The sequence below is a fragment of the uncultured Stenotrophomonas sp. genome (genome assembly GCF_913778665.1).
GTDB lineage: Bacteria > Pseudomonadota > Gammaproteobacteria > Xanthomonadales > Xanthomonadaceae > Stenotrophomonas.
Window position 1 is genome coordinate 344,408 of the sequence record NZ_CAJYVQ010000009.1, and the last position, 22,268, is coordinate 366,675.

The 22,268-nt window shown below is 68.0% G+C and carries 25 protein-coding genes; all 25 read right to left on the reverse strand.

Annotated features, from left to right (window positions below; genetic code table 11):
- Complete coding sequence (locus QZ853_RS13875; RefSeq protein ID WP_295574274.1) at positions 1-2,133, reverse strand: bifunctional diguanylate cyclase/phosphodiesterase; 2,133 nt, start codon at positions 2,131-2,133, stop codon at positions 1-3.
- A 276-nt stretch (positions 2,134-2,409) separates the two neighbouring features.
- Positions 2,410-3,201, reverse strand: a complete 792-nt coding sequence (gene fliR, locus QZ853_RS13880; protein ID WP_295574277.1) for a flagellar biosynthetic protein FliR — start codon at positions 3,199-3,201, stop codon at positions 2,410-2,412.
- Between the two features lie 13 nt (positions 3,202-3,214).
- Entirely contained in the window at positions 3,215-3,484 is a 270-nt protein-coding gene (locus QZ853_RS13885) for a flagellar biosynthetic protein FliQ (RefSeq protein WP_005413254.1), read from the reverse strand.
- Between the two features lie 84 nt (positions 3,485-3,568).
- A complete protein-coding gene (gene fliP / locus QZ853_RS13890; RefSeq protein WP_295574279.1) occupies positions 3,569-4,348 on the reverse strand; it encodes a flagellar type III secretion system pore protein FliP in 780 nt (259 codons plus the stop codon).
- A gap of 1 nt (position 4,349) precedes the next feature.
- Positions 4,350-4,757: a flagellar biosynthetic protein FliO gene (gene fliO, locus QZ853_RS13895; protein WP_295574280.1), complete on the reverse strand. Its 408-nt coding sequence runs from the start codon at positions 4,755-4,757 to the stop codon at positions 4,350-4,352.
- On the reverse strand, positions 4,754-5,089 hold the full coding sequence (fliN, locus tag QZ853_RS13900; protein WP_005409543.1) for a flagellar motor switch protein FliN: 336 nt from the start codon (positions 5,087-5,089) through the stop codon (positions 4,754-4,756). Before fliN ends, fliO begins: the two co-directional genes overlap by 4 nt.
- Complete coding sequence (gene fliM / locus QZ853_RS13905) at positions 5,086-6,090, reverse strand: flagellar motor switch protein FliM (RefSeq protein WP_295574283.1); 1,005 nt, start codon at positions 6,088-6,090, stop codon at positions 5,086-5,088. Before fliM ends, fliN begins: the two co-directional genes overlap by 4 nt.
- Before the next feature lie 10 nt (positions 6,091-6,100).
- Positions 6,101-6,616 (reverse strand): flagellar basal body-associated FliL family protein, encoded by a 516-nt coding sequence (locus QZ853_RS13910; protein WP_295574286.1) that lies wholly within the window; start codon positions 6,614-6,616, stop codon positions 6,101-6,103.
- A gap of 193 nt (positions 6,617-6,809) precedes the next feature.
- On the reverse strand, positions 6,810-7,982 hold the full coding sequence (locus QZ853_RS13915; RefSeq protein ID WP_295574289.1) for a flagellar hook-length control protein FliK: 1,173 nt from the start codon (positions 7,980-7,982) through the stop codon (positions 6,810-6,812).
- A complete protein-coding gene (gene fliJ / locus QZ853_RS13920) occupies positions 7,982-8,464 on the reverse strand; it encodes a flagellar export protein FliJ (RefSeq protein WP_295574293.1) in 483 nt (160 codons plus the stop codon). Before fliJ ends, QZ853_RS13915 begins: the two co-directional genes overlap by 1 nt.
- A gap of 3 nt (positions 8,465-8,467) precedes the next feature.
- Positions 8,468-9,853 (reverse strand): FliI/YscN family ATPase, encoded by a 1,386-nt coding sequence (locus tag QZ853_RS13925; RefSeq protein WP_295574296.1) that lies wholly within the window; start codon positions 9,851-9,853, stop codon positions 8,468-8,470.
- Positions 9,850-10,491, reverse strand: coding sequence for a FliH/SctL family protein (locus QZ853_RS13930; protein WP_295574300.1), 642 nt, complete (start codon positions 10,489-10,491; stop codon positions 9,850-9,852). Before QZ853_RS13930 ends, QZ853_RS13925 begins: the two co-directional genes overlap by 4 nt.
- Entirely contained in the window at positions 10,488-11,474 is a 987-nt protein-coding gene (gene fliG, locus QZ853_RS13935; RefSeq protein WP_024958226.1) for a flagellar motor switch protein FliG, read from the reverse strand. Before fliG ends, QZ853_RS13930 begins: the two co-directional genes overlap by 4 nt.
- Positions 11,475-11,481: 7 nt before the next feature.
- Positions 11,482-13,125 carry a flagellar basal-body MS-ring/collar protein FliF gene (fliF, locus tag QZ853_RS13940; protein WP_295574301.1) on the reverse strand — a complete coding sequence of 548 codons (1,644 nt, stop codon included), beginning with the start codon at positions 13,123-13,125 and terminating at the stop codon, positions 11,482-11,484.
- 13 nt (positions 13,126-13,138) lie between these two features.
- The gene (gene fliE, locus QZ853_RS13945; protein ID WP_295574303.1) at positions 13,139-13,504 is read right to left on the reverse strand and encodes a flagellar hook-basal body complex protein FliE; all 366 of its coding nucleotides are present in this window, start codon (positions 13,502-13,504) and stop codon (positions 13,139-13,141) included.
- 453 nt (positions 13,505-13,957) lie between these two features.
- Positions 13,958-14,374 (reverse strand): hypothetical protein, encoded by a 417-nt coding sequence (locus QZ853_RS13950; protein ID WP_295574305.1) that lies wholly within the window; start codon positions 14,372-14,374, stop codon positions 13,958-13,960.
- A gap of 146 nt (positions 14,375-14,520) precedes the next feature.
- Positions 14,521-16,023 (reverse strand): sigma-54 dependent transcriptional regulator, encoded by a 1,503-nt coding sequence (locus QZ853_RS13955; protein ID WP_295574307.1) that lies wholly within the window; start codon positions 16,021-16,023, stop codon positions 14,521-14,523.
- A complete protein-coding gene (locus tag QZ853_RS13960; RefSeq protein ID WP_005409556.1) occupies positions 16,020-16,397 on the reverse strand; it encodes a response regulator transcription factor in 378 nt (125 codons plus the stop codon). Before QZ853_RS13960 ends, QZ853_RS13955 begins: the two co-directional genes overlap by 4 nt.
- 14 nt (positions 16,398-16,411) lie before the next feature.
- Positions 16,412-17,821, reverse strand: coding sequence for an RNA polymerase factor sigma-54 (rpoN, locus tag QZ853_RS13965; protein WP_295574309.1), 1,410 nt, complete (start codon positions 17,819-17,821; stop codon positions 16,412-16,414).
- A 327-nt stretch (positions 17,822-18,148) separates the two neighbouring features.
- Positions 18,149-18,781 (reverse strand): response regulator transcription factor, encoded by a 633-nt coding sequence (locus QZ853_RS13970; RefSeq protein ID WP_005413261.1) that lies wholly within the window; start codon positions 18,779-18,781, stop codon positions 18,149-18,151.
- Positions 18,782-18,874: 93 nt separating this feature from the next.
- Positions 18,875-19,453, reverse strand: a complete 579-nt coding sequence (locus QZ853_RS13975) for a PilZ domain-containing protein (RefSeq protein WP_295574311.1) — start codon at positions 19,451-19,453, stop codon at positions 18,875-18,877.
- Positions 19,450-19,743, reverse strand: coding sequence for a hypothetical protein (locus QZ853_RS13980; protein ID WP_295574313.1), 294 nt, complete (start codon positions 19,741-19,743; stop codon positions 19,450-19,452). The genes QZ853_RS13975 and QZ853_RS13980 overlap by 4 nt, the downstream gene beginning before the upstream one ends.
- Positions 19,740-20,156, reverse strand: a complete 417-nt coding sequence (gene fliS, locus QZ853_RS13985; RefSeq protein WP_019336597.1) for a flagellar export chaperone FliS — start codon at positions 20,154-20,156, stop codon at positions 19,740-19,742. The genes QZ853_RS13980 and fliS overlap by 4 nt, the downstream gene beginning before the upstream one ends.
- A 128-nt stretch (positions 20,157-20,284) precedes the next feature.
- Positions 20,285-21,703 (reverse strand): flagellar filament capping protein FliD, encoded by a 1,419-nt coding sequence (gene fliD, locus QZ853_RS13990; protein WP_295574316.1) that lies wholly within the window; start codon positions 21,701-21,703, stop codon positions 20,285-20,287.
- A gap of 441 nt (positions 21,704-22,144) precedes the next feature.
- A partial coding sequence (locus QZ853_RS13995; protein ID WP_288494832.1) for a flagellin occupies positions 22,145-22,268 on the reverse strand: 124 nt, incomplete at its 5' end.

The following is a 22,268-nucleotide window of genomic DNA, read 5'->3' on the forward strand; positions in this document are numbered from 1 at the left end:
CTATCCGGGCGGATGCTGTTGCGGCGGGCTCTGCGCCAGTTCGATGCGCGGCCGCGGCAGATCATGCAGCTGCATGAAGCGCGCCGCGTCCACCGGGCGGCCGAGCAGGTAGCCCTGCAGGTAGTCGCAGCCCAGCCGCTCCAGGTAGGCGCGCTGCGCGGCGGTCTCCACGCCCTCGGCCACGATGTCCATGTCCAGCGCGTGGCCCAGTGCCACGATGGCCGAGACGATCACCACGTCCTCGGCGCTGTGCTCCAGGTCGCGCACGAAGGCGTGGTCGATCTTGATCTCGGTGGCCGGAAGCCGCTTCAGGTACAGCAGGCTGGAATAGCCGGTGCCGAAGTCGTCGATGGAAATGCCCACGCCCAGCGCCGACAGGGCCTGCAGCAGGCGCAGGCTGGTATCGGTATCGCGCATCACCGTGCTTTCGGTGATCTCCAGCACCAGGTGCCGTGGCGCGATATTGTAGCGCTCGATCACCGCGCGTACGTCCTGGAGCAGGTGCGGCGAGCCGAACTGCACCGGCGACAGGTTCACCGACATTGACCAGCCTTCGTGGCCGGCATCGTGCCAGTGGCGCAGCTGCTGGCAGGCTTGGTCCAGCGCCCAGCGGCCGATGTCGTTGATCGCGCCGCTGCGCTCGGCCAGGCGGATGAAACGGTCCGGCGGAATCAGGCCGTGCTCCGGGTGGCGCCAGCGGATCAGCGCCTCGGCACCGGCTACCTTCTGGGTAGCCACGCGGATCTTCGGCTGGTAGTTCATGAACAGCTGCTCGCTGCCGATGGCGCGGCGCAGGTCGGCCAGCAGGCGGAACTGCTGCTCGGCACTGTCGTTCATCCAGTCGGCGAACAGCACGAAGGCGTTGCGCCCCGATTCCTTGGCCTGATACATCGCCGCATCGGCAAAGGCCATCAGCTGGCGCTCGCTGGCGGCGTGGTCGGGGCAGATCGCCACGCCAATGCTGGCGGTCACCTGCAGTTCGTTGTCCGGCAGCAGCGGCCCACTCCCGACGGCCTGCAGGATGCGCCGGGCCAGGGTCGGCAGGTCCTCGTCATGCTCGATGCGCACCACCAGCACGAACTCGTCGCCGCCCAGCCGTGCCAGCAGGTCATGCGGGCGCAGCAGCTGGCGGGTACGCTCGGCCACCGCCACAAGCAGCGCGTCGCCGGCCTGGTGGCCATAGGCATCGTTGACCTGCTTGAAGCCGTCCAGGTCCATGAACATCACCGCGAAGCGGCTGCCGCCCTGTTCGGCCTCGGCCAGCGCTTGCACGATGCGTCGCTGCAGCAGCAGCCGGTTGGGCAGGCGGGTGAGTGGATCATGCAGCGCGGCCTGGGTCAGTTCCTGCTGGGCATCGGTCAGCGAGGTACTCAGCATCGAGTTGCGCAGGCGCAGCAGCTGCGCTTCCACCCGCTGGTCCATCCATGAGACCACCAGCACCACCGCCAGGATCGCCACCGTCAGTACCACCACCAGCATCGCCAGCCATTCGCTCTGCAGCCCATCGCCGACGGCGGCACCGCAGATGCTGCCTTCCGGGAAGCGCGCAGCGGCCATGCCGGTGTAGTGCATGCCGACGATGGCCAGCCCGAGCAGGCCCGCCGCCGCGAGTCGGTCACCAACGCGGGTGCGCTGCGCGCGCAGCCGGAACGCCACATACAGCGCGGTCCACGACGCCGCCACCGCAACCAGCAGCGAGAACAGCAACCAGCCCGGGGCGTAGTCGATACCGGGCTGCATGCGCATGGCGGCCATGCCGACGTAGTGCATGCCGGCAATGCCGGTGCCCATCAATACCGCACCGCCGGCCAGGCGTGGGTGCGGCAAGGTGCGCAAGGACACCAGCCACAGCGCGAATACCGATGAAGCGATCGCCAGCGCCAGCGAGAGCAGGGTGATCGGCAGGTCGTAGCCCAGCGGAATCGGCAGGTCGAAGGCGAGCATGCCGATGAAGTGCATCGACCAGATGCCCAGGCCCATGGCGCAGCCGCCGCCGAACCGCCACCACCATGCCGCGCCCTTGCCGGGGGCGGTGACCGTGCGCCCGGCCATGGCCAGCGCGGTGTAGGAAGCCATCACAGCGACCAGCAACGAAATCGCCACCAGCCACGGGTTGTACGTGCCTACCAGCATTCGTCAGTCTCCCGGACTTGCCTGTCGACGGAAACTACGGTGGGGCATGCATGAGGCAGGCCGACGCAGCATGCCGGCCAGGTGCGGCGCTCCCCCTGGGCGCCACCCGTCGACTCTAACGCGCAGACCCGGGGACAGAGCAAGCAGCAAAACGTGAAATCCGGCCCGCTCGCCCGCGGGCAGCGCCGAGCTTCGCCCTTGCAGCGTCGAGCCGTGCTCGACTGCCATGGGCCGACGCTGTAGCCGAGCGTGGGCTCGGCACTACAGGAGGGCGGGTCAGCGCGTGACCGCGTCGGCGGCCTGGAAGGCGGCGTCGAACAGGCGCTGCACCGGCGGGCCCATTTCCCCGGCCAGCAGGGTCAGCAGGAACAGGCCCAGCAGCAGCGAGACCGGCAGGCCGAGCTGGATCGGGTTCAGCGCCGGCGCGGCTCGAGCCAGCACGCCGAAGGCCAGGTTCACCGCCAGCATCGCCACTGTCAGCGGGATGGCCAGGGTCAGCGCGCCGCGCAGCACGGTCAGCAGGAAGGTCGGGGCGATGCTGAAGAAGGCGTGCGGGTCGGGCAGGGGGGCGCCGATCGGCAGCGCCCGGTAGCTGTCCACCACCAGCGAGATCAGCGCCAGATGACCGTTGGCGGTGAAGAACAGCAGGCCGAACATCAGGTAGAACCATTGCCCGATCACGCCGGAAGTACCGCCACGCAGCGGGTCGCTCATCTGCGCGAAGGCCAGGCCGGTACCCTGGGCGATCAGTTCGCCGGCCAGTGCGCCGGCCTCGAACACCAGCCGCAGCAGGAAGCCGATGGCCACGCCGATGGCCAGTTCACGGGCGATGGTCAGTACGGTGGCGGCATCGAAGCCGGTCCACTGCGGCACCGGCGGCAGCAGCGGTGCCAGTGCGATGGCCAGGGTGCCGGCCAGGATCACGCGGATCCGCGCCGGTACCGCACGGGTACCGACCATGGGCATGGCCAGGGCCACCGCGCCGATGCGCAGCATGGTCCACAGCACGGTGCCGATCATGCCGAAGGCCTGCAGGCCGTCGGCCGTCATCTGGGTGGCGGCGTCCATCGAAGCGCGCACCCTAGCCGATCAGATGCGGGATGCGCTGGAACAGCAGCGTTGTGAATTCCACCAGGTGGCCGATCAGCAGGCTGCCCAGCGCGAACAGCACCGCGGTCAGTGCTGCCGCCTTGGCCACGAATGCGATGGTGGGTTCGTTGAGCTGGGTCGCGGCCTGCACCACGCCCACCACGACGCCTACCACCAGTACGGTGAGCAGCAGGGGGCCGGCCACCCACAACACGGTGATCAGGCCGCCACGCAGTTCGGTCAAGGCAAGTTCGGGAGACATGGTTTTTCCATCGGTAGCGCTGGGCCGTGCCCGGCGACGCTCATGTAGCGTCGAGCCATGCTCGACGGCCGTTACGGGGTGGGATCAAGCCGGATTGAAACTGGCTGCCAGCGTGCCCACGGTCAGCACCCAGCCATCGACCAGCACGAACAGCAGGATCTTGAACGGGGCCGACACCAGCATCGGCGACAGCATCATCATGCCCATCGACATCAGCACGCTGGCCACCACCAGATCGATGATCACGAACGGGATGAAGATCAGGAAGCCGATCTCGAAGGCGGTCTTCAGCTCGCTGGTGACGAACGAGGCGACCAGCACCGGGAACGGGATCGCGTCGGGGCTGGCGTAGGTGCCGTGCCCGGCGATGCCGGCGAAGGTCATCAGGTCGGTCTCGCGGATCTGCGCCAGCATGAAGGCGCGCAGCGGCGTGGTGGTCAGCGTCCAGGCGGTCTGGAAGTCGATGTCGCCGTTGAGGTAGGGCGCCATGCCGGTGCTCCAGGCCTTGTCCCAGGTCGGCAGCATGATCATCGCGGTGAGGAACAGGGCCAGGCCCAGCAGCACCTGGTTGGACGGCGTCTGCCCGGTGCCCAGCGCCTGCCGCAGCAGGCCCAGCACGATGATGATGCGGGTAAACGAAGTCAGTACCAGCAGCATCGACGGGATCAGGGTGATCGCCGTCATAAGCAGCAGGGTCTGCAGCGGCAGACTCACCGGTGCGCCGCCGATCTTGCCGACGTTGATGTCCGGCAGCGGCGTGGTCGGCGCGCCGGGGGCGGCGAACGCCAGCGCCGGCAACAGGCACAGGGCAAGCAACAGCAGCCACGGCATCAGGGTGGCAAATCGGGTACGGGCGACACGCATGTCAGGGGTCCTTGCGCAGCCGCTGCTGCAGCAGCTGGGCGAAATTCGGCAGGTTCTTGAAGTCCGGCACGCGCACCGGCGCGGGCGGCGGCAGCGGCTCGGACAGGGTATGCAGGGCGTTGATGCCGCCGGCGGTGACGCCCAGCAGCAGCTGCTGGCCGTTGACCTCCACCACCACTACGCGCTCCTTGGCACCGACACTCAGGCTGGCCACCAGCTTCATGCCCTCGGCCGGGCGGAAGCCACTGCCGGGCAGCCGCTTGAGCAGCCAGCCCAGTCCGATGACCAGGGCCAGCACCGCCAGCAGCGCCAGCACCGCACCGAACAGGCTCGGTGCGGCGGCCGCGTGCTGGCCGACCGGCGTAGCGGCCTTGCCGACGGCCAGCAGGGTGGAGGCCAGCGGGCTCAACGCAGTCTCCGGATCCGCTCGCTCGGGCTGACCACGTCGGTCAGGCGCACGCCGAAGCGGTCGTTGATCACCACCACTTCGCCATGGGCGATCAGGGTGCCGTTGACGAACACATCCAGCGATTCGCCGGCGCCGCGTTCCAGTTCCACCACCGAGCCCTGGTTGAGCTGCAGTAGGTTGCGGATCGGCAGGCGCGCGCGACCGACTTCCAGCGACAGCGTCACCGGAACGTCCAGGATCACGTCCAGGTTCAGGTCCGGGCCGTTCGCCTCGTCGGCCTGCAGGCTGCTGAACTGGGCCGGGGTGGGTTCGAGGGCGTCGATATCGTTCATTGCGGGTCTTCCTGGATGACGGGTACGCGCGGACGGGTGCCCGGCGGATGGGTAGCGGTGATCTTCACGGCGTTCATGCCGTTGGCGATGCCGAACTCACCGGTGAACACCGGGATGTTCTCTACGCACAGCGGCACCTGCGGGCTGAGGTCGATCGGCAGGATGTCGCCGACTTTCAGCCGGGTCAGGTCGCGCAGGGTCATGCGCTTGCTGGCCAGCACGCTGGACAGGGTCACTTCGGCGATGTTGAGCTGCTCGCGCAGGGTCTGGCCCCAGCTCTCGTCGCGGTCGTTGCGGTCGCTCTGGATGCCGGCGTCGAGCAGTTCGCGGATCGGCTCGAGCATCGAGTACGGCAGGGTCACGTGGATGTCGCCGCCACCGCCGTCGAGTTCGACATGCAGGCGGCATACCACCACGTACTCGCGCGGCGTCACGATGTTGGCGAAGTGCGGGTTGATCTCCGAATTGATGTATTCGAAGTCGACATCCATCACCGGCGCCCAGGCCTCGCGCAGGTCGGCGAAGGTCTGCTTCAGCAGCAGGTGGATGACCCGCATTTCGGTGGCGGTGAACTCGCGGCCTTCGATGCGGGTCGGGTAGCGCCCGTCGCCGCCGAAGAAGTTGTCGACGATGGCGAACACCAGGGTCGGCTCGAACACAATCAGGCCGGTGCCACGCAGCGGCTTGAAGCGGATCAGGTTCAGGTTGGTCGGTACATACAGCGAGTGCATGTAGTCGTTGAACTTGATCAGTTCGATGCCGCGCACCGACAGCTCGGCCGAGCGCCGGATCAGGTTGAACAGGCCGATCCGCCACAGCCGTGCGAAACGCTCGTGGACCATTTCCAAGGTCGGCATGCGACCGCGGATGATGCGGTCCTGGCTAGCGAAGTCGTACGAACGTGCTTCGCCGGACGGCGGTTCCGCATCGGTCTCGACCGCGCCACTGTCCACGCCGTGGAGCAGGGCATCGATCTCGTCCTGGGACAGCAGGTCATTCATCGGTGGGCCCTTACTGGGTCACGAAGCTGGTGAACAGGAGATCGTCGGCGCCATTGCTGCCGGTCTCGGCCTTGAGCACTTTCTGCACTTCGGCGAGCGCACTGGCCTGTAGCTTCTGCTTGCCGGCAAGGTCGGCGATCTGGTCGGGGCTGACCTGCGAGAACAGCATCAGCAGGCGCGCACGGATGGCCGGTGCATGGGTCTTGATCGCTTCCAGCGCCGCCGGGTCGCGGGTCATCAGCTGCACTTCCAGCTGCAGGTAGCGCGGGCCGTCGACCGGGCCGTTGAGGTTGACGACGAAGGCCGGGTCCAGCGCGAAGTACTGTGCCGGGGCCGGGGTCGCGCTCTTCTTCGGGGCCTGCGCGGCCTTTTCTTCGTGCTTGGACTGGGTGAAGAACCAGACGCCGCCACCGGCGGCTGCGGCGGCCAGTACGGCTACCAGGGCAGTGATCAGGATCGGACTGCGCGGCTTGGCAGCCTTGTCCTTCTCGGTGATCTTCTTGGTTTTGTCAGCGGCTGCGGCCACGGGGTGAAGCTCCTGAGGGTTGCTTCACCGGAACATGCAAGGGGTGTGCCGAAGGCGGGGCCGAGGGGGGGGTGACAGAATTCCGTCGGGGTGCCGTGGGGCCGTGCGGAGCAAGCGCCGCACCCGCCAACGCGATGCTGGCAGATGCCAGCCGCCCTGCTCTGGTGGGTGCCAACCCTGGTTGGCACACCCGTCAGGCGTACGCGTCCAGCAACCCGCGCTGGCGGATCAACTGCGCAGACGACACGCTGGCGTCGCCCGGCGACGGTTCTCCGGCACCGGCCATGCCGCCGGAGCCAGGCTGCCCCGACGCATTGCCGTCGCCGCCCGACGCCTGGTGGCCGACATCGGCGTGGGCCAGCTGGAAGCCCTGTTCGCCGAGCAGTTCACGCAGGCGTGGCAGGCTGCTTTCCAACGCCTGGCGCACCTCCACGTGCGGGCTGCTGAAGCTGGCGTGCACCTTGTCGCCATTCAACTGCAGGCGCACGTCGACCGGACCCATGTCATCTGGGCTGAGGCGGATGTGGGCATGGCCGATCTTCTGGTCGGCCAGCCAGCCCAGGCGCGCGCCGATAGCCTGGTCGAAACCATCGTCACCGAGCACCGGCCTGGGCGTCGGTTCGCCATTGAACACCGCCGCGCCGGTGGCCAGCGCGGCCTTCAGGTCCTGCAGCGCTGCGGGGGAAGGGGCGTGCAGAAGCGGTGCGGCGACGCGGTCGCCGATCGTGGTCGGGTCGCTGCCGTCGCCGCGATTGCCGCGTTTGCTGCCTGGCAGGATCATCTCCGGCAAGGGCAGTGCGGAGGCATCATCGCTCTGGCTGGACGGCGCGCCGGCGTTCGCGGCGGCCGCGGGCCCAGCCGAGGTTGCCGCGGCGGCCGCGGGCAGCGCGGGCGAGGCGGTGGTCGCCGCTGCCGCGGCAGTGCTGCCGTCCGCAGCGGGCGTCGGCGCGGGCGTGCTGGGCAGCGCGGCCGCCGGGTCGATCGTCACCGGCACGGCCAGCGCGAGGCCGGCCAGGCCCAGCGGCGGCCACGGTGCGTCGTCGTTCCTGACGGCGGTGTCCTTTTCCTGGCTGGGGCCGGACCGGGCCGCTGGCTGCGCAGCCGGCACTGGCGTTTCGCCGGCCAGCGCGTCGGTATCCGGCGCGCGTTCGGTGGCGGCCTGGCCGTTTCCGTCCGCGTTGGCGGCCTGTCCCGTTGTGGCGGGCGTGGGCGAGGGTTTTCCGTTCGCGGCAGTCGCTGGGGCAGGGGGGCCGCCCTGCAGCAGCTGGCCGAAATCCTTGCCACCGTCATTGCGTGATGCGCGCGTTGCACCAGCGCCTGCGTTCTGCGGCTGCGTGTTGGCGCTGCTGGCGAGCGGGGCGGGCATCACGAGCGGCCTCCCTGCTCGCCGCCTTCCTGGTCCTCAGCCTGCACCAGGCGTGCACGGCGCGCGCCGATGTCATCCATTTCGCGCTGGTCGCGACGGTCGGTCACCACCTTTTCCTGCGCACGGTAGCTGGCCGCCAACTGTTCCAGCACGGCCTTGTCCCGGCTGGCCAGGATCAGCCGCGCGCGCTCGGCTTCGACCTTTTCGCGGTTGCCGTCCACCGTGCGCTGCTGCTGTTCCACCGCGCTGTCGAGGCGATCGAGGAAGGCGCGGCGGTTGAGCAGCTGGGCGGGGCTGGTCGCTGCCATCTGTGCGTCGGCCATCTGCTGCGATGCATATTCCTCTGCGTAGCGGCGCAGTTCGTCCAGGCGCGATAGGTGGGTATCGAGCGCGCGCTGGCGTTCGGCGAGGTCGCGGGCGACCGCGTCCTCGTGTTCCTGGGCCCGCTTGAGCAGGGGATCGATGCGCTTGGACTGGTTCATGGCTTAACTCTCTTGTTCCACCAGGCGCTGCAGTGCCGCCTGGCTGTGCGGGAGATCTGCGGCCTTGGCAACGTCCTGGCCGAGGAACTCCATGATTTCCGGCCAGCGTTCCAGGGCTTCATCGGTGGCCGCGTCGTTGCCGCGCTGGTAGGCACCGATGGCGATCAGGTCACGGTTGGCCGAGTAGGCCGAGACCAGTCGCTTCAACTTGCGGATGCGCAGGCGCCACGGCTCGTCGGCGATTTCCGTGACCACGCGGCTGACCGACGATTCGACGTCGATGGCCGGGTACAGGCCACTGTCGGCGACGCGACGCGAGAGCAGGATGTGGCCGTCGAGGATCGCGCGCGCCGCGTCGGCGATCGGGTCCTGCGGGTCATCGCCTTCGGTCAGCACGGTGTAGAACGCAGTGATCGAGCCGCGGCCCTTGGCACCGTTACCAGCACGTTCGACCAGCGCCGGCAGCTTGGCGAACACCGAAGGCGGATAGCCGCGGGTGGTCGGCGGTTCGCCCACCGACAGGCCGATCTCGCGTTGCGCCTGGGCAAAACGGGTCAGCGAATCCATCAGCAGCAGCACGTTCAAGCCCTGGTCGCGGAACCACTCGGCGATGGCCGTGGCACGGTAGGCGCCATGCAGGCGCGCCAGCGGCGGTCGGTCGGCGGGGCTGGCGACCACCACGGCGCGGCGCAGGCCTTCCTCGCCCAGGGTGCTTTCAACGAAGTCGCGCACTTCGCGGCCACGTTCGCCGATCAGGCCGACCACGATCACGTCAGCGGCGGTGTAGCGGGTCATCATGCCCAGCAACGTCGATTTGCCGACGCCGGAGCCGGCGAACAAGCCGACGCGCTGGCCACGGCCAATCGGCAGCAGCGCATTGATCGCGCGCACGCCCACGTCCAGCGGCTGGGTGATCGGCTCGCGGGCCAAGGGGTTGATCGACACGCCGGCCATGCCGACATGCCCTTCGGCGCGGATCGGGCCCTTGCCGTCCAGCGGCACGCCGTCGCTGTCGATGACACGGCCGAGCAGGCCTTCGCCCACTTCCACGCCACCACGGCGCGCCGAGGGTACCACCCGCGCATTGGGCAGCAGGCCGTGTAGTTCGGCGCTGGGCATCAGGTAGGTGCGTTCGCCGGCGAAGCCGACCACCTCGGCGTCGACCCAGCCACCGTCGACCACTTCGACCTTGCAGCTGGCGCCCAGCGGCGCTTCGCAGCCGACCGCCTCCAGGGTCAGCCCGACCGCGCGGCGCAGCACGCCCTCGCGGATCAGGCCGCGGCCATGCGCGGTATCCACGCGCAGGCCATCCAGGCGCCCGGCCAGGCGCAGGTTGCGGGCCACAGCCCAATCGGCCGGCGGCGGAATCGGTTGCGGTTCGGGCGTCATGCGGTTGCTCCGGTCTGGCGGATCACTGCATCCAGCGCGCCGCGCAGGCGTGCTTCCAGGGTGCCGTCGATGCGCACGGCTTCAGCGTGCACGCGCAGGTCGCCGCGGCTGAGGCTGGTGTCGGGCACCAGACGTTGCTGCGGCGACAGGTTCAGCAAGGGGGCGAGGGCGGCGATGTCGTCCGGGTGCAGGCGCACTTCGACTTCGCGGGTACTGCCGCCGACCGCGTCGATCGCCTCGCCGACCAGCTGTGCCAGCAGCGCCGGATCAGCTTCGTAGGCGCGCCCGACCAGCGCACCGGCAATGCGCACCGCCAGTTCGCCGAGGGCGCCGACCACTTCATTCTCCAGCCGCACCAGCGGCCGGCTGAAGTTGTCGAGGATGCCCTCGATCTGCGCAACAAGTCGGCGCACCTCGGCCTGCCCCTGGCCGTAGCCATCGGCGTGGCCATGCTGGAAGCCTTCCTTCTCGGCGCTGTCCTGGATCGCCTGGATTTCCTCCAGCGTGGGCAGCTGCAGCGGCGGTTCCGGCTCGTGGTCCGGGTCGAGCTCGGTAAGCTCGAACACGTCCTCCTGTTCCCGCACCGGTTCGGGCTGGGCCAACAGGTCCGGGGCAAGCCAGCGCACGACGTTGCTCACAGCATGGCCTCCGCGCTGCCGCCGATGGTAACGGTGCCCTCATCGGCCATGCGCTTGACGATGGCCAGGATCTCGCGCTGCGCGCCTTCCACGTCGGACAGGCGGACCGGGCCACGGGCCTCCATGTCTTCCAGCAGGATTTCCGCCGCGCGCTGCGACATGTTGCGGGTGATCTTGTCGCGCACCTTGATGTCCGCGCCGCGCAGGGCCAGGCCCAGGCGCTCGCCGCTCACTTCGCGCAGCACCAGCTGCATTTCGCGATCGTCCAGATCGACCAGGTCGTCGAACACGAACATCAGGTCCTGGATGCGGTTGCTCAACGGCGCGTCGATGCGCGCGATCTCGCCCAGGATGGCCTGGTCCTGGCCACTGTCCATGAAGTTCAGGATGTTGGCCGCGCACTGCACGCCGCCGATGTTGGACGACTTCAGGTTCTGGTTGCCGGCGAACTGGCGCTCCATGATCTCGTTGAGTTCATTCAGCGCGTTCGGCGGAATACCGTCGAGGGTGGCGATGCGCAGCAGCACGTCGACGCGGGTGCGGTCGGGCAGCAGCTTCAGCGCGTCGGCGGCCTGGTCGGTTTCCAGGTGCGCCATCACGATGGCGATGATCTGCGGGTGCTCGTTGCGCACCAGATCGGCCACCGCGCGCGGGTCCATCCACTTCAGCGCGTCCAGGCCGGTGGTGTTGCGGCCGAGCAGGATGCGGTCGATCAGGTTGCCGGCCTTCTCGCTGCCCAGTGCCTGCACCAGCATGTTGCGGATGTAGTCGTCCGAACCCACGCCCAGCGAGGTCTTCGAACCCAGCTCCTGGCCGAACTGGTCCATCACCCGTTCCACCTGCTCGCGGGTGATGTCGGTCATGGTGGCCATGGCGATGCCGATCTTCTGCACCTCCTTGGGCTCCATGTGGCGCAGCACTTCGGCCGCGTCCAGCTCACCCAGGGACAGCAGCAGTACGGCCGCGCGCTGCACGCCGGTCAGTTGAGCCTCAGTCATTGGCCACCCAGCCCTTGACCACCTGGGCCACGCGCTTGGAGTCGGTCTTCACGGCTTCACGCGCCATCCGCAGTCGTTCCTCATATGAATCCACCGGCAGGGCCAACGCATCCGGCCCGCCCAGGCTGGCCCGATCGGCGCCCAGCGCCGGCAGCGGGGTGCCATCGTCATCGACCAGCTGCACGTCCGCGGTGTGCGGCTCCAGTGCCTGCTCGTCGTTCTTCTTCTGGCCGGTGATCGCGCGCAGTGCCGGGCGCAGCACGCCGAACAGCAGCGCCAGCACCACCACTGCACCGAGCAGCATGCGGCCGGCATCATGCACCCACGGCAGCTCCCACCAGGCAGGGCCTTCGACAGGGGTGGTGTCGCGCACGAACGGGGCGTTCATCACCGATACGGTGTCGCCTCGCTCGGCGTTGAAGCCGACCGCCTGCTTGACCAGGGCCTCGACGCGGGTCAGTTCGGCGGCCGACAGCGGCTGCGGGCTCATCTTGCCGTTGGCACCGGCGCGCGGCACGTTGTCCACCAGCACCGCCACCGATACGCGCTTGATGCGGCCAGCCGGCTGGCGGGTGTGTTGCAGGGTGCGGTCCAGCTCGTAGTTGCGCGTGGCGTTTTTGCTGCTTTCGGTCGGGGTCTGCGCGGTGGGCGGCGCGGCCTGCTGGCCTGGCGGGCTGTTGCTGGTCGCACCCGGCACACCCTGCGGGCCCGGCGTGCTGGTGGTGTTCTCACTCATCTGCTCGCTGCGCAGCTTCTGCGGCTCACCGTTGTAGAGCTCACGGGCTTCCTCGGTCACCGAGAAGTCCATGTCCACGCTCACTTCAGGGTTGACGCGGCCAGGGCCGGTCATCGGTTCCAGCAGCTCGCGGATGCGCTGGTTGAACGAGGTTTCCTGGCGGCGCACCTGCTCGAACTGGGCCGCGTTGACCGCCGCTTCGCTGTTCGGGTCGCTGACACTGAGCATGCGCCCGCTCTGGTCGACTACGGTCACGCGCTCGGGGGCGAGGTCGGGAATGCTGGCCGCGACCATGTGCACGATGGCATCGACCTGGCTGCGTTCCAGCTGCTGGCCGCCGCGCAGCTCCAGCGTCACCGAGGCGCTGGCGACGTCGCGCTGGCGGGTGAAGGCGCTGGGCTTGGGGATGGCCAGGTGCACGCGCGAATCGCGCACCGGTCGCAGCGTGTTGATGGTGCGCGACAGCTCGGTTTCCAGCGCGTGCTGGTAGCGCGCGCTTTCCACGAACTGGCTGACACCGAAGCCCGGGTCACGTTCCATCAGCTCGAAGCCAAGCTTGCCGCTGTCGGTCAGGCCGGAACCGGCCAGCTTCAAGCGCGCGTCATGCAGGTTCTTCTCCGGCACGGTGATGCCACCGGTAGCGGGGTCGAGTGCGAACGGGATCTGCGCGGCGCGCAGCAGGTCGGTCGCTTCAGCGGTCGCCTTCTGGTCCAGGCCGGTATACAGCGGGACCATGCCCGGCTTCTGCGACCAGAAGAACACGGACAGTCCTGCCGCCACCGCCACCGCGATCATCGCCATCAGCCCCAGCCGACGGGTGATCTGCAGACTCTGCAGGCGGTCGAACCATTGCCCGGCCTTCTCGGCGTTCAGGCTGTCCTTGGAGAGCGTCAGTGCCATGCGTCAATGTTCCTTACAGCGGCATGTTCATCACGTCCTGGTAGGCCTGGACGAGACGGTTGCGGACTTCCACGGTGGCGCGGAAGGCGATCTGGGACTGCTGGGAGGCGACCATCACCTTGGCCAGGTCGGCGCTGGGGTCGCCCATTTCGAAGGCCTTGGCCAGCGCGCCGGATTTCTGCTGCGCATCGTTGACGCCGGCAATCGCACCACGCAGGGTTTCGGTGAAGCTGGCCGGCTGGGCGTGCGGCGCATCCAGCACCGTGGCCGGCAGGGCGTTGCTGCGCGGCGTTTCGCCCAGCGGATTGAGCGCCGGCTGTCCCATCTGGGTCTGATAGGAGCGGATCTGCGAAAGGATCGAAGTGACGGAGTGGGACATCTGCAACGGTTCCAGAAACAGGGATGGGGTTGTCTGCTGGAGCCAGTGCAATTGCCGTGCCGAAACCGGCTTTCGATTCAGAGACGTGAGGGTGTGGGGAGGTGCTGGCAGGGCTGCGCCCTGCACCCGCAGAGGCAACGGCCAAAGCCAAAGCCGGAGCCGGAGCAACAGCAGAAGCGGGTCTACAGAGGGATGGCAGGGTGGGTCCGGTTGCGGGGGACGCCGTGAATACGTCCCTGCAGGCTCGGTCGCCGCATCCATGCGGCTCACGACCCCGCAACCGGACCCACCCCGCCTTCGACAGTTTCCCGCGATCTGTCGGAACGGCGTTCTGCTCTGGTGGGTGTCGACCTTGGTCGACACATTGTGGTCGGCACGGGGCCGGATCCCGTTGCGACGCAACGGGCTCTGGCCTCATTGGCGGCGCCATTTATCCGGCGTCGGTTTTCTGGCCTACGGCTGCAGGGTCCAGCGGCCGGAATTCTGGCGCTGGCGCGGGCCAATGGGGCCGTCGTGCTGGGTGTAGACGAAGCGGCCCTGGCGGTCGCTCTGGCAGGTCAGCAGCAGGGTGTAGTGGGCGGGACCGGCCGGGTGGGCCTCGGTCATCTGGATTTCCGCGATATGCGGGGCCAGGCGTTGATAGCGGTAGCTGCCGCCGATGCGGAGGTCGGTTCCGAGGATGTCCAGCATGTACTGGCTGCCAGCAAAGCTGAGCTGCACCATGCGTCCGGCGTTGGGGTTGTCGGGCGCGTAGAACGGGTCGCTGAGGTTGGTGAACTGGCGTTGGTCGAGCGTGGCGGGCAGGGTGCAGTTGGCCGCAGTGGCCAGGGCCGGGCAGAGCAGGGCGGCGAGCAGGGTGGTGTGATGCATGGTGGGAGCTCCTTGGGCTGTCCCTCCAATGCACCGTAGTTTCAGCTCCGCTGTCTTTAGGAAAACGTGTAAATGCAAAGGGGGCAGAAACACCAACGCCCGGGCAAGCCCAGGCGTTCGTGCCCCCTTCATGCGGGTCGTGCGGTTCAGCCGGTCAGTTCGGCCTGCTCGCGTTCGATGCCGTACTTGCGCAGCTTTTCCACCAGGGTGGTGCGGCGCAGGCCGAGCAGCTGGGCGGCGTGGGCGACCACGCCCTGGGTGCGTTCCAGTGCTTCGTTGATCAGGCCCAGTTCGATGCTGGCCATGTGGTTGCGCAGGTCCATGCCCTCGTCGGGCAGTGCGGCCGGTGCCGCCGGGCGATTGACGGCGATGCCGTGCTCCAGCGCCGGCTGGTTGCCGCTGCCGGGTGTGTGGAACGAGAAGCTGCGCAGGTCCAGTCGCTCTTCGCTGGCAACCGGAGCCGCAGGCGCCGGTGCGGGCACGGCCAGCGCGGCATCGCCACGATAGCGGGCCGGCAGATCCTGCACGCGGACCGAACCGCCCGGGTGCAGCACGGCCAAGCGCTCGACCAGGTTGGTCAGTTCGCGCACGTTGCCCGGCCATTCGTAGCCGGCCAGGGCCTGCAGCGCCTCGGCAGTGAAGCGCACTTCGCCGCGGCCGGTGCGGGCCAGCTGGGTGGCGATGGTTTCCACCAGTGCCGGCAGGTCTTCGCGACGCTCGCGCAGGGCGGGCACGTCGATCGGGAACACGTTGAGGCGATAGAACAGATCCTCGCGGAACTTGCCTTCGGCGATGCGCGTTTCCAGGTCGCGGTGGGTCGCGGCAATCACCCGCACGTTGCAGCGGATGGTCTGGTTGCCGCCCACGCGTTCGAAGCTGCGTTCCTGCAGCACGCGCAGCAGCTTGACCTGCATCGGCAGGCTCATGTCGCCGATTTCATCCAGCAGCAGCGTGCCGCCCTCGGCCATTTCGAAACGGCCCTTGCGGGCGGTCAGTGCGCCGGTGAAGGCACCCTTTTCGTGGCCGAACAGTTCGCTTTCCAGCAGGTCAGCCGGAATGGCGCCGCAGTTGATCGCCACGAACGGGCCATCGCGGCGCGGCGAGCGCTGGTGGATCGCGCGCGACACCACTTCCTTGCCGGTACCGGATTCGCCCAGCACCAGCACGGTGGTATCGAACGCGGCAACCTGTTCGATCATGGTGCGCAGTGCGGTCACCGCAGCGCCGTTGCCGGTCGGGCCCTGGTCCTGAGCAGCACCGGCCTGGTGTTCGGCATCCAGGCGCTTGAGGCTGGCGCGACGCAGCAGGGCTTCCATCTGCGCGTGGCGCAGCGGGGTTTCCAGCGGCCAGATATTGGCTTCGTGCAGGCCATGCTGGTGCGCAAATGCCGAAGCATCGCCATCGGCCAGCAGCACCGGCGGCGGCAGGCTGCTGCCACCGAGCCAGTTGTACAGTGCGGTGCTGGCGGCAGTGTCGTCCAGGCTGCCGACGATCACCGCCATCCAGTCGTTCTGGCGCTGGCGCCCGAGGTCGAAGTCGGCCGCGTCGGAGACCCAGCGCGGGTTGAAGTCCATGAATTCCAGCAGGGCAACGGTGCGCTCGGCGCGCACGGCGTCGTTGTCCAGCACCAGGATGCGCGATTCACTCACGACTGTTCCTCCCTGAGGCCTTCCAGGATCGGCATGACTTCCTGGATGTAGGACAGCTTGCTGACAAAGTTGTCGGCGCCGGCGCGCAGCGCGTGTTCGCGGTGCTCGGCGTCGTCGAAGTGGCTGGCGATCACGATGTACGGGGCATCGTCCTGCGACTTGATCAGGCGGGTGGCCTGCAGGCCGCCCATTTCCGGCATGGCCAGATCCATCAGCACCACCTGCGGGCGCAGCGTTTCCGAGCGCTCGATCGCTTCCAGGCCGTTGCCGGCGCTGCCGACGATCTGCAGCCAGTCGATCTTGCGGAAATGGCGCATCGCCGCGTTGATGAAGCCCTCGTGGTCATCGACCAGCAGGACGGTAAGCTTGTTCATGTCCAACATCCTTTTCAGCCCACCCGGGCCAGCTGTGGTTGCCTGGCGCCGAGCCGGCGCCGTTCACGGGCCGGGGCGATGTCCAGTTGTTCCCGGTATTTTGCGACGGTTCGGCGGGCAATGTTCACCCCCTGTCGCGACAACAGGCCGGCGATCGCTTCGTCGGCCAGCGGCCGGCCGGCCGGTTCGGCGTCGATCAGGCGCCGGACCATGGCCTTGACCGCCTGCCCGGAGACGCTGGCGCCTTCCAGGCGGACGGCGAAGAAGTGCTTCAGTTCGAAGGTGCCGCGCGGGGTCTGCAGGAACTTGCCGGTGGTGATGCGCGAGACGGTGGACTCATGCATGCCGATTTCCTCGGCCACTTCCTTCAGGGTCAGCGGCGCCATGGCTTCCTCGCCACGGACCAGGAAGGCGGCCTGGCGTTCCACGATCACCCGCGCGGTGCGCAGCAGGGTGTCGTAGCGCATCGAAAGGCCGCGGCTGAACCAGCGCGCCTCCTGCAGCATCTCGCGCAGCGCCGGGGCGGCGTCGCTGGTGTCGGCCAGCACCTGTTCGTACTGGCTGTTGATCGACACGCGGCGGCTGGTGGCCGGGTTCAAGGCCACCTTCCACTGGTCATCGGCCTGCCAGGCGACCACGTCGGGCACCACCACGGCGTTGCGCTCGGGCAGCAGGCTGTCGCCCGGGCGCGGTTGCAGCGACAGGATCAGGCGCACGGCTTCGCGCACGTCATCGATCTCGGCGTCGTGCTGGCGGGCGAGGGCGGGGTAGTCATGCGCGGCCAGCGCGTCGAGCGCGCCGTCCAGGATGCGCGCGGCCAGGTGACGGGCGGGCACCACGCCGTGCAGGCTGCGCAGCTGTGCCTGCAGGCCTTCGCGCAGGTCCTGCGCGGCCATGCCGGCCGGTTCGCCGTGCAGCAGCTGCTGGCGGATGGCCTCCACGCCGTCGGCGGCAATGTCGAACTGGGCGCTGGCCAGCAGCTGCAGGTGCGCCAGTGGCGCCTGCAGGTAGCCGGCCTCGTCGCAGTGATCGAGCCAGAACGCGGCCACGGCCAGCTGGCGCTCGTCCATGTCCAGCGACAGCCGCTGCAGCACGCGCAGCTGCGGATCGGTGGATTCGCCGGCGGCGATGCGCGCCATGCGGTCATCATCGCCGTCCTGCCAGCTGGCACCGGCCACTTCCCACATCGAGGCCTCGGGCAGCTCGTCGAATGCGGCGGTTTCCAGCGTCGTGGCGGCGGCCTCGGTGGCATCGGCGGCCGGTGCTTCGGCATCTTCGATTTCCAGCAGGGGATTGGAGTCCAGCAGGCGCTGGATTTCCTGTTCCAGGTGCAGGCCATCGAGCTGCAACAGCCGGATCGACTGCAGCAGCTGCGGGGTGAGGTGAAGTTGTTGGCCCAGCTGGGTCGAGAGTGCAGCCTTCATCGTGGTTCCCCGGCACCGCTCCCCGGCGCCTTGTGGAACGCATCTTGCTTTTCATCCGGCGGAGGCGGAATCAGGGGGTTCCTGAAGCCGCTCATGGAAATCCCTACAGGGTGTCAGGGAAACCCCTACATTGGCGCGGGATATTGACGATGGGTGAGGCCAAGGCATTGATTCGCGGTGCGGGATCCACCGTGCCCGCCGTCCGCCGTGTACGGAATCCTGTCGGGTTGCGTCGGGGTGACGGGATTTCGTCGCCAATGCAGGGCGTCGCGTGTTGGCAGAGTCGACTCTACCGGGCATTTTTCCGCCGGCCACCGCGGGCGTATATCACTCCAGCTCGTGCTGGTGGCGGGCGGCAAGCAGCAGCAGATCGTTGGCGCGGCGGCAGCCCAGCGACTCCATCATGCGCGCGCGATGGGTCTCCACCGTCTTGACGCTGATGCCAAGGTCGGCGGCTATTTCCTTGTTGCTTTCGCCCTTGCCGATGCGGCGCAGGATCTCGCGCTGGCGCGGTGACAGCGCGGCAATGCCGGTCGGCTTCTCGCGGCCCAGCATCGGTGCCAGCATCTTGGCCGAGATCTGCGGGCTGAGGAACACCTGGCCGGCGTGCGCGGCGCGCAAGGCCAGCTCAAGCTCCTGTGGCGCGGCATCCTTGACCACGAAGCCGACCGCACCGCGGTCGAGCGCATCGCGGACGTGCGCGGCATCGTCGTGCATGGTCATCATCACAACGCGGGTGCCGGGCGCGCGCAGGCGGATGTCGCTGAGCGCTTCCAGGCCGGTACGGCCGGGCAGTGACAGGTCCATCAGCACCACGTCCGGCGCATGCTGCAGGGCCAGCTGCAGCGCCTGCTCGGCATTGCTGGCTTCGGCAACCAGCTGCACGTCGGCAAACCCCTGCAGCAGCCGCGCCAGGCCCGCGCGTACCAGGGTGTGATCGTCGACGATGAGAACTCGCACAGGCACGCAACAGGTCCGTATGGGGGGAGTCCACCTTAACTTAGCTGAACGGGCACGCCAAGCGTCGTTGGTCCTGCGCAGGCGAGACTGGTTTCAGCGCGCCCGGCGGGCCTCGGCCACTTGGCGGCGGTGCAGGCGGAACAGGTGGCGCTCCATGGCCATTTCCAGGCCGTCGCCGAGGCGCTGGAAGCGCAGCCAGAGAAAGTGGCCGCCACCGCCATCGGCCGCTTCGGCGATCACTTCCACCGGCAGGTCGATATGGTCAGGCAGCCAATCGCTGGGCTGCAGGCGCACCACGCCGGCCTGGCCGGCGCTGGCGCCGCTGCGCGGGCCCAACTGCAGGCGGATACCGCGCCGCGACCAGCGCACCGGGCGCAGGGTCAGCTCCTGGCCCTGCTGGCGCACCAGCCGGCCGAGCAGCACCATCGCCAGGTCCAGCTTGGCCTCCAGCCGCTGCAACTGCAGGCTGGCTTCGTTGCGCTCATCGTGTTCGTCAACGCGGCTGTCCTCTACCAGTGCCAGGCTGCGCAGCAGGCCTTCGGCACTGGTGGTGCGACCGGCGCCGTTGCCTGCCTGGAATTCGGCCGGCAATGCCAGCTCGCAGCTGAGCGTCTCGTCGAACAACTCGCTTTCGGCGGGGTGGTGCAGCGACGTGGTCGGCAGTGAGGTCATGCCAAGGATTCTGCCTGCAGGTAAGCATGCGCCGCGCGAAGAGAGCGCTGGCCATCGTTCATCAGTGCGGCCACCGCATCGCGGCGCTGGCGCAGCAGGCCCAGCAGGCTCTGCTGGCGTTCGAACAACGCCGTGAGCGGGGCATGGTCGGCCACGGTCAGCGGTTGGCTGAGCAGGGCATGGAGGGTGCTGTCGTGGCCGTCGAGCAGGCTGTCAGCCTGCTCGAGCGTGTCCTCGCCCAGTGCCTTCTCGAACGCGTCCAGCTGCGCGTGCAGTTCGTGCAGGCTCATGGCGCCACCGCGGCCGGGCGGCGCTGCTCGTGCGGGATCGCGTTCCAGGCGCTGTCGATCTCGCCCAGCAGCTGCAGCGATTCGTCGAGTGCAGCGCGGTCGTTGTGCAGGTTGGCCTCGGTCAGGCGCTGCAGCACGTAGTCGTACAGTGCCGACAGGTTGCCGGCGATCTCGCCGCCGGCCTCGTGGTCCAGCGAGCCGTTGAGGTGGCCGACGATCGCGCAGACTTCGCCGATCGCCTTGCCCTTGCCGGCCTGGTCGCCACGCTCGAGGCTGGCCTGGGCGCGCCGCACGCGCTCCAGCGCGCCCGCCAGCAGCATCGCCACCAGCTTGTGCGGATCGGCATCGGCGACCGCACTGGTCACTCCCACCTGGCGGTATTGCTCGGCATATTGACGGCTGGAACCGTACATTCGTGATTCTCCTTGCGCTGGGTGCCGCCGGCAGGTCGTGGGGACCGTGGCCGGCGGTGCGGCGTTGATTGCTGTTGCGTCCGTTATCGGTGCGTTGCACGCCAAACTTGAGCGTTCTACGCAGACCTTCAGCGGTTCAGCTGTGCCAGCTGCTGCTGCAGCGCGGTGTTGCTCTGCTGCAACTTGCCCATCAGGCTGTCCAGCGCCAGGAACTGCTTCTTGTAGCGTTCTTCCACGCTCTTCATGCGCGTGTCGAGGTCCTTGCGGCGCTTGTCGATGTTGTCCAGCGTGGTGTTCAGCCCCTTGGTGCGGGCGACGAAGGCGCCTTCCTTGCCGACCGTGGTGCTGACGTAGCCGTCGACCATGGTGTACAGCGTGCCCGCGCCACCGGTGTCGCCGGTGATGGCAGCGCGGATCTTTTCCGGCTGGCTGGCCAGCGCGGCTGCAAACTTGGTGGTGTCGAGCACCAGGCTGCCGTCGGCGTTGGGATAGCCGCGCGTCTGCAGGCCCAGCACCTTCGGGTCCAGGCCGTCGGCAGAAAGCTCCTTCAGCACGCCGGACATCATCGAGCGCAGCTGGCTGGACGCACCACGCATCTGCGCGTCGCCAGTCAGCGTGGCCGCTTCCTTGGTCTTGGCGTCGTACTTGGTTTCGGTGTTGATCGCCGCGATCGCCGCGTTGTACGCGGTGACGAACTCCTGCATCACCTTGGTCGCGGCGGCGGTGTCGGTACTGATCACCACGCTGCTCTTGCCGGGAACCTTCAGGTTCAGGGTCAGGCCCGGCACTGCATCGGCCACGATGTTGCTGGCGCTGACCACCTTGACGCCATCGATGGTCAGTTCGGCGTCGGCTGCAGCCGAGTTCTGCTTGAGGCTGCCGATCAGCGCACCCAGCTTCGGATCGCTGCCACCGTATTCCAGCTTGATCGCGTTGGCCGCGCCGGTCTTTTCCTGCGCAACCGACAGGTATTGGTTGTCGCCGGAGGTGATCAGCGTGGCCTGTACGCCTTCCTTGCGGCCGGCAGCATCGATCTTGTTGCGGATGGTGGTCAGCGTGTCGCCGTCCTCCACCGCCACGCTCATGGTCTTGGCCTTGTCACCGACGCCAACGGTCAGTGTCAAGGTTCCGGCACCGAAAGTGTCGGTCTTCGGGAACGAGGTGTCGGCAATCAGCTTGTGCGCGGTGGCCAGGGAGGTGACCTCTACCTGGTGCGTGCCGTTGGAGGCGGCTGCCTTGGTCGTGCCGAGGTCGTACAGCGCCACCGAGGCTGTCAGAACGTCGTCGGCATTGGCGGGGCCGGCCTTGCCCGTGGCTGTCACGGTACGCGTATCGAACGCGGTGGTGGCCTTCAATGCGGTCAGGGCGGTCTTGAGCTTGTCGAAGGCCGAGGTGACGGTGCCGATCGACGAGAGCTGCATCTTGGCCTTGGACTGCTGCAGGTTCAGCGCATTGTCGGCCGGCTTGCGGTCTGCCGCGACCAGCTGGTTGACGATGCTGGAGATATCCAGCCCCGAGCCGATGCCACCGTATCCAAAGTCTGCCACGTCGTTTCTCCTGGTATACGGGCCGGCCCGCCGTGCGGTGGCCCGTCGTCAACGAAAATAGCGGCCTGCGCCGCTGGGTCTTGAGGACTTCGTTGATGCATGCGCCGTGCCAATGCTCTGGCGCAGGTTCTGGCACGCCGGTTGCAGGAGGGATGGGGCAGGGTGCGGGTGGATTCACCGCGGGCTGCCGGGAGTCTGCAAAAGACCCTCCCCCAATGCAGGGGAGGGATCAGGCTACTGACAATCGGGGGGAGACGAAGCCGCCCGGTACGTACAGTCAAAGGTACAGCGCTGAAAGAGAGGTCCGCAGGAGCGGGCGATGCCAAGCCGGTTCGGGAGGTTTCCCGGGCCGGGCATGGCCCGCGCCTTCGAGCACCATGGCTTCCAGGTTGCCGCTACCGTCGATTCACTTCGACGGTAGCGGCGCCTTCGTGCCGTGGATCAGCGCAGCAGGCTGAGCACGCCCTGCGGCACCTGGTTGGCCTGGGCCAGCATGGCCGTACCGGCCTGCTGCAGGATCTGGGTGCGGGTCAGCTCGGCGGTTTCCTTGGCGAAGTCGGTGTCC